Below are 13,031 nucleotides of genomic sequence, written 5' to 3'. Positions count from 1 at the left end.
AACTGAGCAGACACATATTATAAATGAACTGAGCAGACACAATAAAGCAGAACTTAAATAATAAAGTAATCCTTATTTGCCGATCATTCTTTTACGAATCCTGCTCAATGATTCGGGCTTAATGCCAATGTAAGACGAAAGCTGATTCTGTGACACCAATTGAAGAAGATAAGGTTCTTTTTTTAAGATGGTTTTATATCGCTCTTCCGGAGTTTGAAAATGAAGCATTTCCTGTCTTTCAATAATCATAAGATAGGCTGATTCTGCTATTAGTCTTCCAAATTTTGACCAACTGGGACAACTATTGTATAGATTTTCAACCTTTTCATATTCTAATGCAATTACTTTAGAATCTTCCATCGCTCTGCAGTGGTACTGCGCTTTTTTTTGGGTGATAAAACTAGCAAAATCGACCAGAAAATCATTTGGTTTCGCAAATCTGCTGTTGATTTCATTGCCTCTGTAATCCACATAAAACATTCTAAAAAAACCAGTTTCTATAAAATAAATATGACGGCATACTTCTCCCTGCTGCAAAAGATCTGTATCCTTCTTTACTTCTATCCGGCTGATGATGGGCTGCACCAAATTATACTCTTCATCAGACATAGGTACAATTGATGTAATAACTGTTTTAAGAGCCTCCATAATAGTGATTTAAGAGTCATAAGTGCATTAAAATTAGATTTATTTCTGCGAAATACAAAATCCATGGACTTTAATATTAAATATTCTTTCTTAACCAAAGTCAATGGTCCTTATTGAATTACCGCTCTACCTTTGTCCTGTAAACGTTTTGAAAATCAAATATTTAAAACATTTCAATTTAAAAATTTATCTATTGCTAATAATTTAAAAAACTTAATCATGAAAACTAAATTCAACATCGAAGCAAAAGCAGACAAGAATCAGAAATTGGAATTTAGAATCCACCTTCTTGTATTTTTATTGGTTACCCCAATTGTATTTATTGTATGGTTTTTAACTGATACTACTTATGCCTGGCCTCTTTGGTCTACTCCTGCATGGGCAGTTGGGATCATTTTTCACTATTTGGGCGTATTTGTATTTAAAAAAAACAACACTAAATCTTATTACCATGGAAACAAATCATACAGCATTTAGACGCATTGTAACAGGTCATGATAGTGAAGGCAAAGCGATTATCTTATCAGACGAGATACCTTCACGCACGTATATGGTTGGCGGAACCAATGGAGCAAAGTTTCACGAAATCTGGAACACAAAACAAACTCCCGTGCTAATCGATAATGTATCAGGAGATCCAGAAGAAAACGGACTTATATTAGGTCCTCCTAAACAAGGTACTCGAATTCGAGTTATTGATTTTCCTCCCGAAAGTGATGAAATCAGAAATCTTACTCAAAAAGAAGCTGTTGAACATTTTAAAACAATGAAAGGCGAAAATGCTTCGAGAGCAGATGAAAATGCACCTCATCCATTAATGCACAAAACGGAAACTATTGATTACGGAATTGTCCTTGAAGGAGAACTTACGTTAATTGTCGATCGAGGCGAAACTATTGCTAAAGCCGGAGACATTATTATACAACGAGGTACAAATCATGCTTGGAGCAATAAATCAGGAAAAACATGTCGAGTTGCATTTGTTCTGATCGATGGAATATTCGAAGAAAATGGTAGTCAATTCTAATAAATCAATTATGAGAATAAATCCAATAAATCCAGATTCTATGAGCATCGAAGTTCGATTTGTACATGATGAAATTTTCAAACTCATCACACATAGTCAGGGCCCTGTTGCCATGACAAATGATGAAGGCGCTTTAACCGGGCCTTTTCCACCAATGCTTGCTTTTCCAAAATTTGGAATTCCTGCTTTAAGTTTTGTCCGTTCGCTCGACAATCACGCAGCCCTTCCTAAAAAAATCAGAGAAGTTGCAATTCTTACTGTTGGCGCCGCATTTGGAGCACGATTTGAGCTTTACGCACACGAAATCATGGCAAACCATTTTGGTGTTTCTCCAGAAGCCATTGCATCATTAGCATCGGGAATTCGTCCGGCAGAACTAAATCAAGAAGAATCTGCAGCGTATGAAATAGCTTCTGTTTTAGCCAAAGGAAAAATTATTCCAGACTCCACTTACAATTTGGGTACAGCAATATTAGGAAAAGACGGGATTGCAGAACTAATATTTTTAGTTGGCGCTTACACACTTCTTGCAATGGTATTAAATGGTTTTGATGTTCCGGTTCCTGAAGTAAATTGAACAAACATGTTTAATTATATTAAGCTTTGAAAATTTAAAATTTTCAAAGCTTTTTTATCTAAATCATCAATACCATCATTTTTAAAATACGATCTTAAAAAAAGTTCTTACAAAATCTTAAAAGCAAAAATAAAAAGTATATTAGCTTTTCCTTTTACAATCAAATATAACTAAGAAAAAGCCAAATTAGAATATGAAAACGCTATACCGAATTCCGTTTATATTAATACTCCTGACCATTTTAAGTTGTAATAATACTGAGAAAAAAGAAAAAAAAACAACACAAGGTGTTATCAAAGATACCTCAACAGTCGACAGTGAAGAAATAGGAAACAGAATCGATTATGACGATACAAAAGTTATTAAAAATGTTTATGTCATTAAAAGAAACGGAATAGATTTTAAGGATAAGGCAGACCAAAACTCTGAAACATTAGGAACTTATACGTTTGGAAAAAAACTTCCTGTTATTGAAGAAACGGCTGAATGGTTTGGAATAATGGACAGAATTACAAGAAAATATTCTAAAAATGGAAATGAAATCGAAAGTAATCAATGGGAGAAAGTTTATGTACCAAAGAGCGCAACTGGACCTATAGATAAAGTAACTTTAATACAGTCTGACTTAAACATAATTTCATCACTTACAGTAAACCAAAAAAACGAAAATTTTGAAAAAGGTAAGGAACTAACAGATTATCTGCAGATTGAACTCATAGACAAAGCCCTTTTTGAAAGTAAAAGAAGTACTTCTGTAAATTACTTATTAGCAGACACTTTGGCAATAAGAAAGAAAAAAGGTGTTATAGAACTTAAATGCGCAGACAAAACTGTAAAATTGGTTGATAAGCCAGATACCGAAGAAAACAGAGAGGAGTTTGAGTACGAAGGACAGATTGAATTTTTAAATCAATATGTAATCAGCGGTTCTTATTATGAAAGTTCAGATTATAGCTTTATTGACAAAAACAGCGGTGCCACTACACAGACATTTGGGGATTATCCGAATATTGCTCCAGACCAAAAAAACATTATCGCTATTAATGCGAATCCATACGAATCAACAGCCGACTTAGAACTGTACGCTATCAACAACAAACAGATTAAGCATGTCATGAGCGCCAGTTTTAAAAATTGGATGCCGGCAGTTGAACCTGGAGAACATTTTTTTAGTTCTGATAATTATTTATACTTGACCGTAAATCATATGGAAGTATTTTGGAATGAGGATGGAAATCTCAATGATCATTTTCAATATATAAGAATAAAAATACTTGGAGAAAATTAGCAAAAATTAAACACATTAATTTTTAGTTACTATTCTTCAAAGCATCTAATAATTCTACCATATCTACAACAGCATAAGTAGACGAATAGTCTGATACCGCATACGGCAGTATAAGGCTGTTGTTATGAATAATGGCTCCGCAAGAATAAACTACATTTGGCACATACCCTTCGCGTTCGTCTTCTAATGGCGAAAGCAAGGGCTCTGTCAGCCTTCCTATTTCTTTAGAAGGATCATCAAGATCAAACAAAGAGGCACCAATGCAATAACGTCTCATCGTACCTACACCATGCGTTATTACCAGCCAGCCTTCTGCAGTCCAAAGCGGTGATCCACAGTTTCCTATTTGGGTGAGTTCCCATGTAAAACGGGGTTTTTGGAGCAAAATTGGATCATTCCACTGTGTTGCTCTTTCAGAATACATAATGTAATTATTTACACCGTCTATTCTGGCAAGCATGGCATATTTTCCTTTTATTTTTCGAGGAAACAGCGCCAGATTTTTATTCTGAGCTCCGGCACCATGAAGCGGCATTACTCTAAAACTGTAAAAATCTTCGGTAGAAATAAGTTTAGGCAGTATGGTATGTCCGTTATACGCCGTATAGGTTGCCATAACGCGTACAGAATCATCATCGTCTACAAAACGCACAAAACGCGCATCTTCGATTCCACGGCTTTCAGAATCTGATATTGGAAATATAACACGTTCGGTAATATCCGAATCGTGTTTAAATTGCAAATCATAAAAAGAATTGGCCAGCCAAAGTATTTCCTGCAATGCTGTTTTTCGTTCTTCACGAATTAACGGATCGCTCAAAGAAGTATTTAGAATATTTTTGAGCACAGCAAACTCAAATTCGTCCGGAAGATCCTGCATAATTTGGACAATATATTTGTCTGTTGTATGCATTTCAGAAAGCTTTGTTAGAAATCGTTCCTTATTGAATAAGGTTTTATGCTCAATCTCCGCTTTATCTATATGATTCCCAATTTTCATGATGTGCAGATTGTTGTCTTTGTCTAGAATTCCTCTTCTAAAAACAATAGACGAAATATGACCTTCGCCTGTTGCACGAAAAGAAATAACAACACGCTTCTCACCTGCTGCTAAGCCAGTTTGATCAAAATCTTCTACAATAGACGGATTAAATATTGCGGCAGATTCAATTGCATATTCCATCGTGCAATACGAACCAATGAGCATTTTTCGATCTAAAGACAATCCTTCATAATCTATTTTCATTGCTTCGATTACCGGTCTGATTTTTTCGCAATGTCTAAAAAACACAGCCGAAATATTTCGATGACGCCTTGCAAACTCACGTAAAGTCTGCTCTAAAGTCTGCAGTACTTGTTTTTCATCCAGTATCATTATGCGAGCTACCATTTGTTGAGTCCGTTCATAACCATTCATAAAATATCTGGCAACAACTCTTCTGGAATCTGGGGTAAATTTTATCTCTTTTCGGATTACTGATACTCGCATAAATTTGTCTTTTATTACAATAAATGTTACTATGTTTTATTATATCACTGAAATTGACTCATAAACAGTGTTTTACATAAAAACAGCGTTATTTGAAATAAGAATCATATTTCAATTTCTATAACAAGTTAGTAATTTTGTTAATTAAATGACATAATTTTTTATTAAAAAAAAATACAGCGATTCATCTCGCAATATCATTTACGGATATTTAATTATGAAAGTCTAAGCAAAAGACAAGATCTCTTTTACAACAAAATAGTATGTTCTTAAATGGAGTAAAGACAGGAAGTTCATTCTGTAATCTAGTATTCAGCCCAAAGTAAAAACCAAATCTTAAGAATTGATTTCAATAATGTTTTTTACATTCTCAATAAAAGCATCGGTATTTTTAATTTCTTCCTTAATAGATTGGTGGTGATTTGACAATTCAAAATGCTCTAGCATATCTTTTTTCAAATATTTTATCATTGATTCAAGACTACGTGTTTCATTTTCGTTTTGTCTTTTTAATTCACGCTGTTTACTTTCCAGATATTTCAAAGTCTCTTTTAACCTGTGGATATTTAATTTTTCCAATCCTTGTACCTCTTAAAAATTTATAAAAAAAAACGATAACCAGAAATGTGATAAGATTCTGTATTTTTTCCAAAAACCATATTTTTTTTTTGAATTCATCACACTTCAGATTACCGTCTTTTTCATCTACGTATAAATTGTCAACATAGTTTTGATTTATTCTTAAAAATTTCAAAATCATCCTTACAGTGCTTTTAATGGTTTTATCAGATTAAAAAAATGTAATTTTGCCAAGACTTATTGCTTGCATATTAAGATCTCCGTTAAACTCGTTTATTAAATGGATCACCAACAATTTGAATCGCCCGAAGAGCTTAAAAGTGCCATAAAGTGCTTTTGGTATAACAAAAGCAACTTCAGAGAACTTGAATCTAGTTTTGAAGTTATTCCTGATGGTTATTGCGAAATTATTTTTTATTTCGGAAGTTCATTAAGCATTTCTTACAATGGAGAATTAAAGTCATTACCCTCTCCTTTTATGATTGGACTTCTGGATAAACCAGTCACATTTTTTACTAAAAAAAACATCCAAATTCTTGGTATAAGATGTTATCCATGGACTGTATATGATTTATTAAAATTACCCTCTGACAAAAAAGGAGTGCAGCTTTTTGAGCATCCGATTTCCATGCTCCAAACTACACTAAATGAATTTATTGAAGCCAAAAAAATTCTGGAAGCAATAGAATACCTTAAAAACTATTTTATAACGGCCCGCTCTGATTTTTTTACTGATACTACACTGGTTAAAGCAGGAAGTGCTATGAGAGCATCCAACGGCACTATTCCGGTAAGTCAGGTTGCAGAAGCGGCACACGCAACAGTTCGTACACTAGAAAGAAAGTTTAAACAATCTTCTGGACATACCGTAAAAGACATCTCTGCTCTCATCCGTTTCGAGCAGGCAAGAAATCAATTATTGATTGATCCTTTTTCTAATCTTGCCAGATTAGCTTCAGAATTGGGTTATACAGATCAATCTCACCTTAGCAGAGAATTTAAACGATACAGCGGCACAACTCCCGCAGCATTTGCACGAGAAGCAAAAAAGAACGGCGGAATTTAATGCATAAGTTTGTCGCATTTGTACAATCCTAATACTTCAATATCATTCAATTTTGCACTTCAATATTAATTGAATACAAATCATGTTACTAAAAGATAAAAGGATTGCAGTCATTGGCGCAGGACCAGCAGGACTCACTATTGCTAAATTATTACAACAAAAAGGAGTAAATATTACCGTTTACGAAAGGGATAAAAACGACAAAACTAGAATTTGGGGCGGTACGCTTGATCTGCATAAACACTCCGGGCAGGAAGCTATGAAAAAAGCAGGATTACTGGAACGCTACTACGAAATGTCTAAATCAATGGGAAGAATCATTACAGACAATCAAACCAAAGTATTGTTTTGTAAAAATCCCAAACCCGAAGAAATCTATGAGAATCCAGAAATAAACAGAAACAATTTGAGAAAACTATTACTGGATAGTTTAAACACAGAAACTGTTGTTTGGGATAGAAAATTTACCGGACTCGAAATACACAACAAAAAATGGCTTTTGAAATTTGAAAATGGAATTACTGATACCGCAGATTTTGTAATCGGAGCCAATGGAGGAATGTCACAGATAAGAAAATTTGTAACAGATGCAACGCCAGAATATACCGGAACTTATATTATACAAGGCGAAGTTTTAAATCCTGAAATAAATTGTCCGGATTTCTTTAAACTTTGCGATAATAAAATTTTAATGACTGCAGACCATGGAATCAATTTTGTGGCAAATCCAGATAATAACCGCGCATTGACCTACAATGTAACTTTTAGAAAACCCAAAGATTGGATTCTCAAAAATGAACTGGATTTTAAAAACGCTGCACAAATTGTTACGTTTCTTTCTAATCTGTTTTCTGATTGGAATGAAATTTACAAATCCTTATTTCGCTCGACTTCATTTTTTGCCGGATTACCAACAAGAAAAATTTCTCTTGATAATTTATGGACAACCAATCGCTCGCTCCCTATTACACTTATCGGAGACGCAGCACATTTAATGCCTCCTTTTGCCGGAGAAGGTGCAAACAGCGGTTTGATGGATGCTTTAATTTTATCTGAAAATCTGATTAATGGAAATTTAGGAAATATAGAAGATGCCATTTATGATTACGAACAAAAGATGTTTAATTATGCAAAAGCAGCGCAAGATCAAACTACTAAGAATGAAATTGAGATGCATAATTCTGATTTCTCTTTTCAAAAAAGATTTACTTCTTAAGCAGATTTTTCAGAAAAAATTTACCTTTTTTAGAGTGTTATAAAATTTCGTTAATTGCCGAATTCTAATGTTATTCTAATGTTGCGCTTTAAATTTAGCTCTAACTTGCGCACCTGGAAATCGTTAGAAAATGCTGAATAGAATTAAAAATAGTATCTTATGCAAATGCCTGCAGGCATTGCTTATCGGCTACTTTTTAATGAGCAGTCTTAACGTATCCAACAGCGTTATTTTAATTGTAAACAGCAATACAGAAGGCCATTCTGTTAAGGGAATTACATGCAATTTCCTTAAAAAAATATTTAAGTGTGACGGAATTCCAGAAGAACTGGATGATTATAAAGCCAAAGAATCTAAAACGGCCAAAGTCACAAAAGGAATTCCCTTATTAGAATACTTAGTTCCTTTAAATACTTCGATTACAGAATTATGTTTTCAGACAGAATCCAGAGGCAAAAACTATATCGATAATCCAATTTTCTCCTTTGGATTTCATGGTAAAATACACTTGCGGCCTCCGCAGATTATGGGATAAATATTTTTTTTAAGATCAGGAGAAATTCTGTTATCTTTAATATGGTTTTTACCGTATATAATGTATCTATCTATTAATCTTGTATTTATATTAAATCCATGACACCTTTTAAACGTTTTTATAATTTACTTAAACTCGATAAACGCGACGTATATCAGATTATTTTTTATGCTGCTTTTGCTGGTTTAGTAAACCTTTCTCTGCCTTTAGGAATTCAGGCTATTATTAATTTTATACAGAGCGGACAGCTTAGTGTTTCCTGGATTGTTCTTGTATTTTTGGTTACAATTGGCGTTGGTTTTGGCGGTGTTCTTACCATATTACAACTTCGAATTGTAGAAAACCTGCAACAAAGAATTTTTGTGCGTTCTTCTTTTGAATTTGCTTACAAAATGCCTTTGATTAAATTTAAGGAAATGTATTCTGAATATGCGCCGGAAAAAGCAAACCGTTTTTTTGATACGCTGATGGTGCAGAAAGGAACTGCAAAACTTCTCTTAGATTTTTGCACCGCTTTTCTGCAAGTTGGTCTTGGTATCATATTATTGGTTTTATACCATTCCTTTTTTATGGTAATCGGACTTTTCTTTATCGCCATTTTATATATAATTTTTAAATTTTCGTATAAAGACGGTTTAGAAACGAGTCTTAACGAATCTAAATTTAAATACAAAGTTGCTGCATGGCTTCAGGAAATAGCGCGCAACCGCGAAAGTTTTCGCAAGAAAGCAAGTTTTGAATATGCATTAGAGAGAAATGACGGCTATGTAAGCGAATATGTAAATTATCGCGAAAAACACTTTCAGGTAATGAAAAAGCAATACATACAGCTTACCATTTTTAAAGTTCTGGTTACAGCTGCCCTTTTGTCTATTGGTGGTTTCCTGGTAATTCACCATCAAATGAATATTGGGCAGTTTGTAGCAGCAGAAATTGTTATCGTATTGCTCATCAATTCCGTAGAAAAAATAATTTTCGGACTAGAGTCTTTTTATGATGTACTGACTTCTGTAGAAAAAATTGGTCAGGTCACAGACATGGAAATTTCTTGTATTCCAAAATCTTCAGAAATTACAGAAACAGGAATTACTATAGAAACCGAAAGCATTGCTTACAACTATCCCGGTTATAATAAAAAGTCACTTAAAAACATTAACCTGAAAATTTCTCAAGGCGAAAAAATAATACTTACAGGAACAAATGGTGCAGGAAAAAGTACCTTACTTCGTTTACTTTCTGGTCTCCTAGAACCTGAAAGCGGTGCCATGTATGTAACCGATAATTTTATGAACCGTCTTGATGAAGATTCTTATAGAGCTCAAGGTGGTACTTTTCTGCAAGGCGACACACTTTTTGCAGGAACGATTAGAGAGAATATTGTTTTTGGAAATAATACTATTAATAATGATGACTTAAAATGGGCTTTAGATAATGTGTGCCTGACGCCGTACATCAAAACATTCCCAAATGGACTGGAAAATCAAATTCATCCTGGCGGAAGTGAACTTTCTGCGTCTGATATTCAGAAAATATTATTAGCGCGAAGCATTGTTCATAAACCTAATATATTATTCTTAGAAGATCCGGTTGATAAAATGGACGAATTGACTTCTACTAAAATAGTTGATTTTTTAATGTCTGAAGAAAATAACTGGACGGTAATTATTACTTCCAAAAATGATATCTGGAAGAATAAATCCAGCCGTATGATAACGATTGATGATGGAAAAATTACAAACGACATAAAACTTTAATTATGCTCAATATATCTAAAGATAATAATGTACTTATAACTCCGGGAAATTACAAGTCTATTACGAGTGTTGCCCGAAGACCACACTATAAAATACTAAACAGAATTATAATCGGGTTTTTAATTTTTACTGTTGCCTGCCTTTTTCTTCCATGGACACAAAATATTTCTGGAAGCGGTTCTGTTACAACTTTAAAACCGGATCAGAGACCTCAAACCGTACACAATACGATTGCGGGAAGAATTGAAAAATGGTTTGTAAAAGAAGGAGATTATGTAAAAAAAGGAGATACAATCTTGTTTATTTCAGAAATAAAAGAAGATTACTTAGATCCAAATCTTATTGGCAATACCAAACAGCAAGTTGATGCCAAAAAAATGGCGGTAGAATCTTATGGAGACAAAGTAAACTCTCTAGACGTTCAGGCACAATCACTTAATACAGAAAGACAATTAAAACTGCAGCAGGCACAGAATAAAATAAAACAAGCCCAGCTGAAAATTAAGAGCGACAGTATGGATCTGCAGGCCGTAAAAACGCAGTTAAAAATTGCTCAAACACAGTTTACCCGTTCCACCGCCTTAAATAAAGAAGGTCTAAAACCTCTTTCTGATGTAGAACAGAAAAGATTAAAACTTCAGGAATCAGAAGCGTACATAATTACTCAGGAAAATAAGCTTTTGAGCAGTAAAAATGAGCTTATTAATGCCAGAGTAGAAATCAATCGTATTACGGCTGAATATTCAGAAAAGATTTCGAAGTCAAAAAGTGACAAGTTTACCGCTTTAAGTACGCAATATGATACCGAAGCGCAGGTGAACAAACTGCAGAATCAATATGTAAATTACAGCATAAGAAACGGATTGTATTATATAACAGCTCCTCAAAGCGGTTATGTAAACCGCGCTTTATTGGCCGGTCTTGGAGAAACTATTAAGGAAGGAACTCCAGTAGTAAGCATTATGCCTGCAAGTTATGATATTGCTGTAGAAACTTATGTTGACCCAATTGATCTTCCGCTGGTGCATCGCGGTGCAAAAGTTCGCGTTTGGTTTGACGGATGGCCTAGAATCGTGTTTTCTGGATGGCCGGGATTATCTTATGGAACATTTGGAGGAAAAATTGTAGCAATTGAAAACTTTATAAGTGCCAACGGAAAATACAGAATACTGGTTTCACCAGACGACAAAGATCAAAAATGGCCAAAAGAACTTAGTATTGGTGCAGGAGCGCAAAGTATAGCGCTGCTGGATACTGTTTCTATATGGTATGAAATATGGAGAAATCTAAACGGCTTTCCGCCAAATTATTATAAGGCAGATGAAAAAGCGACATATGGAAAGGAGAAAAAATAAAATGAGACTAAGTATTAAATTGCTTTCTTTTTTATTTTTATTCGGCTTTTTTAATTCCTACAGCCAGGATTTTATTAAAGAAGAATTGAGTTACAGCGAATTTTTAGGATACGTAAAAAAATATCATCCGCTGGTAAAGCAAGCCAATCTTGAAGTAAGTAATGCTCAGGCAAAACTTATGGCTGCACGCGGTGGATTTGATCCAAAAATTGAAGTAGATTACAATAAAAAAGAATTTAAAGGAACCGAATATTATTCATTATTAAACAGCAGTTTTAAAATTCCTACTTGGTACGGAATCGAAATTAAAGCTGGTTTTGACGAAACAGACGGGCAGTATTATAATCCGCAAAACCGCACGCCAGATGCAGGATTAACTTCTCTGGGCATTAGTGTAGCTTTGGGACAAGGTTTATTTATAAACCAGCGTATGGCCGATGTCAGAGAAGGAAAACTACAGATAAAATTGAGCGATGCAGAACGAAAACTAAAAGCAATAGCCGTTTTATACAAAGCTAGTGAAGCGTATTTTGAATGGCGAAAAAGTTTTAATGAAGCACAACTTTATAAAAGCTACCTCGGATTTGCAAGTACTCGTTTTAACGGTGTAAAGCAGTTAATAGAACATGGCGATTCTCCGGCAATAGATAGTGTCGAAGCCAGAATTACTGTTAGAAACAGAGAACTAAACGTAGAAAACGGAAATCTGAAACTGGCCAAAGCAGCACTTAATCTTGCCAATTATTTATGGATAGAAAATGTACCTGTTGAACTAGATGCCAATGTACGACCGGAAGAAAATCTGATTGAAACGCTCGAACAAACACTCAGAACAGATGCAATGCTGGTAAATGTAGAAACGCTGGATTCGCATCCTAAAATGCAGGCTCTGGAAACCAAATTGTCTATGCTGGAAATCAACAGACAGCTCAAGGCAAATTTATTGCTCCCAAAGGTAAATGTGGGTTACAATTATATATCAGAACCGGTTTATTTTGATTCTTTTAATGCAGATGATTATAAATTTAATATTGATTTCAGCATTCCGATTTTCTTGAGAAAAGAAAGAGGAAATCTTAAAATTGCTAAACTTAAAATTCAGGATTTAAAATTTGACATAGAACAGCAGCGTCTGGAACTTAAAAACAAAATAAAAGCACAGCAAACCGAAATATCATCTTTAAAAAGACAAAAAACGGTGATAGATAATCTCGTAAAGGATTATATAACGATGCTCAACTCAGAAGAAAAATTATTTTCATTTGGAGAAAGTTCTATATTCCTTATTAACTCGAGAGAAAACAATTTGGTAAGTGCTAAGCTTTCGCAAATAAGCATCGAAAATCAGTTTTACATTTCGAATGCCGAATTATACAAAATACTAGCTAATCCTGATTAATTTCAGATTTATTAGATCGGATAAATAACTCTTAAAAACTTCAGACAAATCTGAAGTTTTTTTGTTTTTAATATCTTCAATAATGTAAAATTAAATCT

The 13,031-nt window shown here is 34.0% G+C and carries 13 protein-coding genes; 10 read left to right on the top strand and 3 right to left on the bottom strand.

The genetic code is table 11. The annotated features are described in order from the left end of the window. Nucleotides 1–72 precede the first annotated feature (72 nt). Complete coding sequence (locus B0A68_RS01945) at nucleotides 73–648, bottom strand: Crp/Fnr family transcriptional regulator (RefSeq protein WP_035685187.1); 576 nt, start codon at nucleotides 646–648, stop codon at nucleotides 73–75. A 219-nt stretch (nucleotides 649–867) separates the two neighbouring features. Here B0A68_RS01945 and B0A68_RS01940 point away from each other — a divergent pair, with 219 nt between their 5' ends. The 4 genes from B0A68_RS01940 to B0A68_RS01925 all read left to right on the top strand — a co-directional run bounded on the left by B0A68_RS01940 (nucleotide 868) and on the right by B0A68_RS01925 (nucleotide 3,540). Next, nucleotides 868–1,125, top strand: coding sequence for a 2TM domain-containing protein (locus tag B0A68_RS01940; RefSeq protein ID WP_051892644.1), 258 nt, complete (start codon nucleotides 868–870; stop codon nucleotides 1,123–1,125). Then, complete coding sequence (locus tag B0A68_RS01935; RefSeq protein WP_089069677.1) at nucleotides 1,100–1,675, top strand: cupin domain-containing protein; 576 nt, start codon at nucleotides 1,100–1,102, stop codon at nucleotides 1,673–1,675. Before B0A68_RS01940 ends, B0A68_RS01935 begins: the two co-directional genes overlap by 26 nt. 10 nt (nucleotides 1,676–1,685) lie before the next feature. After that, complete coding sequence (locus tag B0A68_RS01930; protein WP_035688210.1) at nucleotides 1,686–2,252, top strand: carboxymuconolactone decarboxylase family protein; 567 nt, start codon at nucleotides 1,686–1,688, stop codon at nucleotides 2,250–2,252. Nucleotides 2,253–2,445: 193 nt separating this feature from the next. Further along, entirely contained in the window at nucleotides 2,446–3,540 is a 1,095-nt protein-coding gene (locus tag B0A68_RS01925) for a hypothetical protein (RefSeq protein ID WP_035685189.1), read from the top strand. A gap of 22 nt (nucleotides 3,541–3,562) precedes the next feature. On the opposite strand, the gene B0A68_RS01920 is transcribed toward B0A68_RS01925, so the two are convergent. Together B0A68_RS01920 and B0A68_RS01915 are read right to left on the bottom strand one after the other, a co-directional pair. Then, complete coding sequence (locus tag B0A68_RS01920; protein ID WP_035685192.1) at nucleotides 3,563–5,029, bottom strand: glycoside hydrolase family 130 protein; 1,467 nt, start codon at nucleotides 5,027–5,029, stop codon at nucleotides 3,563–3,565. A gap of 336 nt (nucleotides 5,030–5,365) precedes the next feature. After that, nucleotides 5,366–5,608, bottom strand: coding sequence for a hypothetical protein (locus B0A68_RS01915; protein ID WP_035685194.1), 243 nt, complete (start codon nucleotides 5,606–5,608; stop codon nucleotides 5,366–5,368). Between the two features lie 280 nt (nucleotides 5,609–5,888). Between B0A68_RS01915 and B0A68_RS01905 the strand changes: the two genes are divergently transcribed. The 6 genes from B0A68_RS01905 (at nucleotide 5,889) to B0A68_RS01880 (ending at nucleotide 12,933) form a co-directional block, all read left to right on the top strand. Next, a complete protein-coding gene (locus B0A68_RS01905) occupies nucleotides 5,889–6,674 on the top strand; it encodes a helix-turn-helix transcriptional regulator (RefSeq protein ID WP_205623787.1) in 786 nt (261 codons plus the stop codon). An 82-nt stretch (nucleotides 6,675–6,756) separates the two neighbouring features. Then, a complete protein-coding gene (locus B0A68_RS01900) occupies nucleotides 6,757–7,890 on the top strand; it encodes an FAD-dependent oxidoreductase (protein ID WP_089069676.1) in 1,134 nt (377 codons plus the stop codon). 130 nt (nucleotides 7,891–8,020) lie between these two features. Further along, nucleotides 8,021–8,425 (top strand): hypothetical protein, encoded by a 405-nt coding sequence (locus B0A68_RS01895; RefSeq protein ID WP_035685203.1) that lies wholly within the window; start codon nucleotides 8,021–8,023, stop codon nucleotides 8,423–8,425. A gap of 98 nt (nucleotides 8,426–8,523) precedes the next feature. Beyond that, complete coding sequence (locus B0A68_RS01890) at nucleotides 8,524–10,179, top strand: peptidase domain-containing ABC transporter (RefSeq protein WP_035685205.1); 1,656 nt, start codon at nucleotides 8,524–8,526, stop codon at nucleotides 10,177–10,179. A gap of 2 nt (nucleotides 10,180–10,181) precedes the next feature. Further along, complete coding sequence (locus B0A68_RS01885) at nucleotides 10,182–11,534, top strand: HlyD family secretion protein (protein WP_035685208.1); 1,353 nt, start codon at nucleotides 10,182–10,184, stop codon at nucleotides 11,532–11,534. A gap of 1 nt (nucleotide 11,535) precedes the next feature. Continuing rightward, on the top strand, nucleotides 11,536–12,933 hold the full coding sequence (locus B0A68_RS01880) for a TolC family protein (protein ID WP_035688211.1): 1,398 nt from the start codon (nucleotides 11,536–11,538) through the stop codon (nucleotides 12,931–12,933). Nucleotides 12,934–13,031 lie beyond the last annotated feature (98 nt).

This window comes from Flavobacterium reichenbachii (assembly GCF_002217435.1).
Taxonomy (GTDB): Bacteria; Bacteroidota; Bacteroidia; order Flavobacteriales; family Flavobacteriaceae; genus Flavobacterium; species Flavobacterium reichenbachii.
Note: the sequence above shows the minus strand (reverse complement) of the source record. Positions and strands in the feature narration are given on the sequence as shown.

Excerpts from the sequence above, each read along its gene's own strand:
- B0A68_RS01945 (WP_035685187.1), bottom strand. The coding sequence starts at position 648 with ATGGAGGCTCTTAAAACAGTTATTACATCAATTGTACCTATGTCTGAT.
- B0A68_RS01940 (WP_051892644.1), top strand. The coding sequence starts at position 868 with ATGAAAACTAAATTCAACATCGAAGCAAAAGCAGACAAGAATCAGAAA.
- B0A68_RS01935 (WP_089069677.1), top strand. The coding sequence starts at position 1,100 with ATGGAAACAAATCATACAGCATTTAGACGCATTGTAACAGGTCATGAT.
- B0A68_RS01930 (WP_035688210.1), top strand. The coding sequence starts at position 1,686 with ATGAGAATAAATCCAATAAATCCAGATTCTATGAGCATCGAAGTTCGA.
- B0A68_RS01925 (WP_035685189.1), top strand. The coding sequence starts at position 2,446 with ATGAAAACGCTATACCGAATTCCGTTTATATTAATACTCCTGACCATT.
- B0A68_RS01920 (WP_035685192.1), bottom strand. The coding sequence starts at position 5,029 with ATGCGAGTATCAGTAATCCGAAAAGAGATAAAATTTACCCCAGATTCC.
- B0A68_RS01905 (WP_205623787.1), top strand. The coding sequence starts at position 5,889 with ATGGATCACCAACAATTTGAATCGCCCGAAGAGCTTAAAAGTGCCATA.
- B0A68_RS01900 (WP_089069676.1), top strand. The coding sequence starts at position 6,757 with ATGTTACTAAAAGATAAAAGGATTGCAGTCATTGGCGCAGGACCAGCA.
- B0A68_RS01895 (WP_035685203.1), top strand. The coding sequence starts at position 8,021 with ATGCTGAATAGAATTAAAAATAGTATCTTATGCAAATGCCTGCAGGCA.
- B0A68_RS01890 (WP_035685205.1), top strand. The coding sequence starts at position 8,524 with ATGACACCTTTTAAACGTTTTTATAATTTACTTAAACTCGATAAACGC.
- B0A68_RS01885 (WP_035685208.1), top strand. The coding sequence starts at position 10,182 with ATGCTCAATATATCTAAAGATAATAATGTACTTATAACTCCGGGAAAT.
- B0A68_RS01880 (WP_035688211.1), top strand. The coding sequence starts at position 11,536 with ATGAGACTAAGTATTAAATTGCTTTCTTTTTTATTTTTATTCGGCTTT.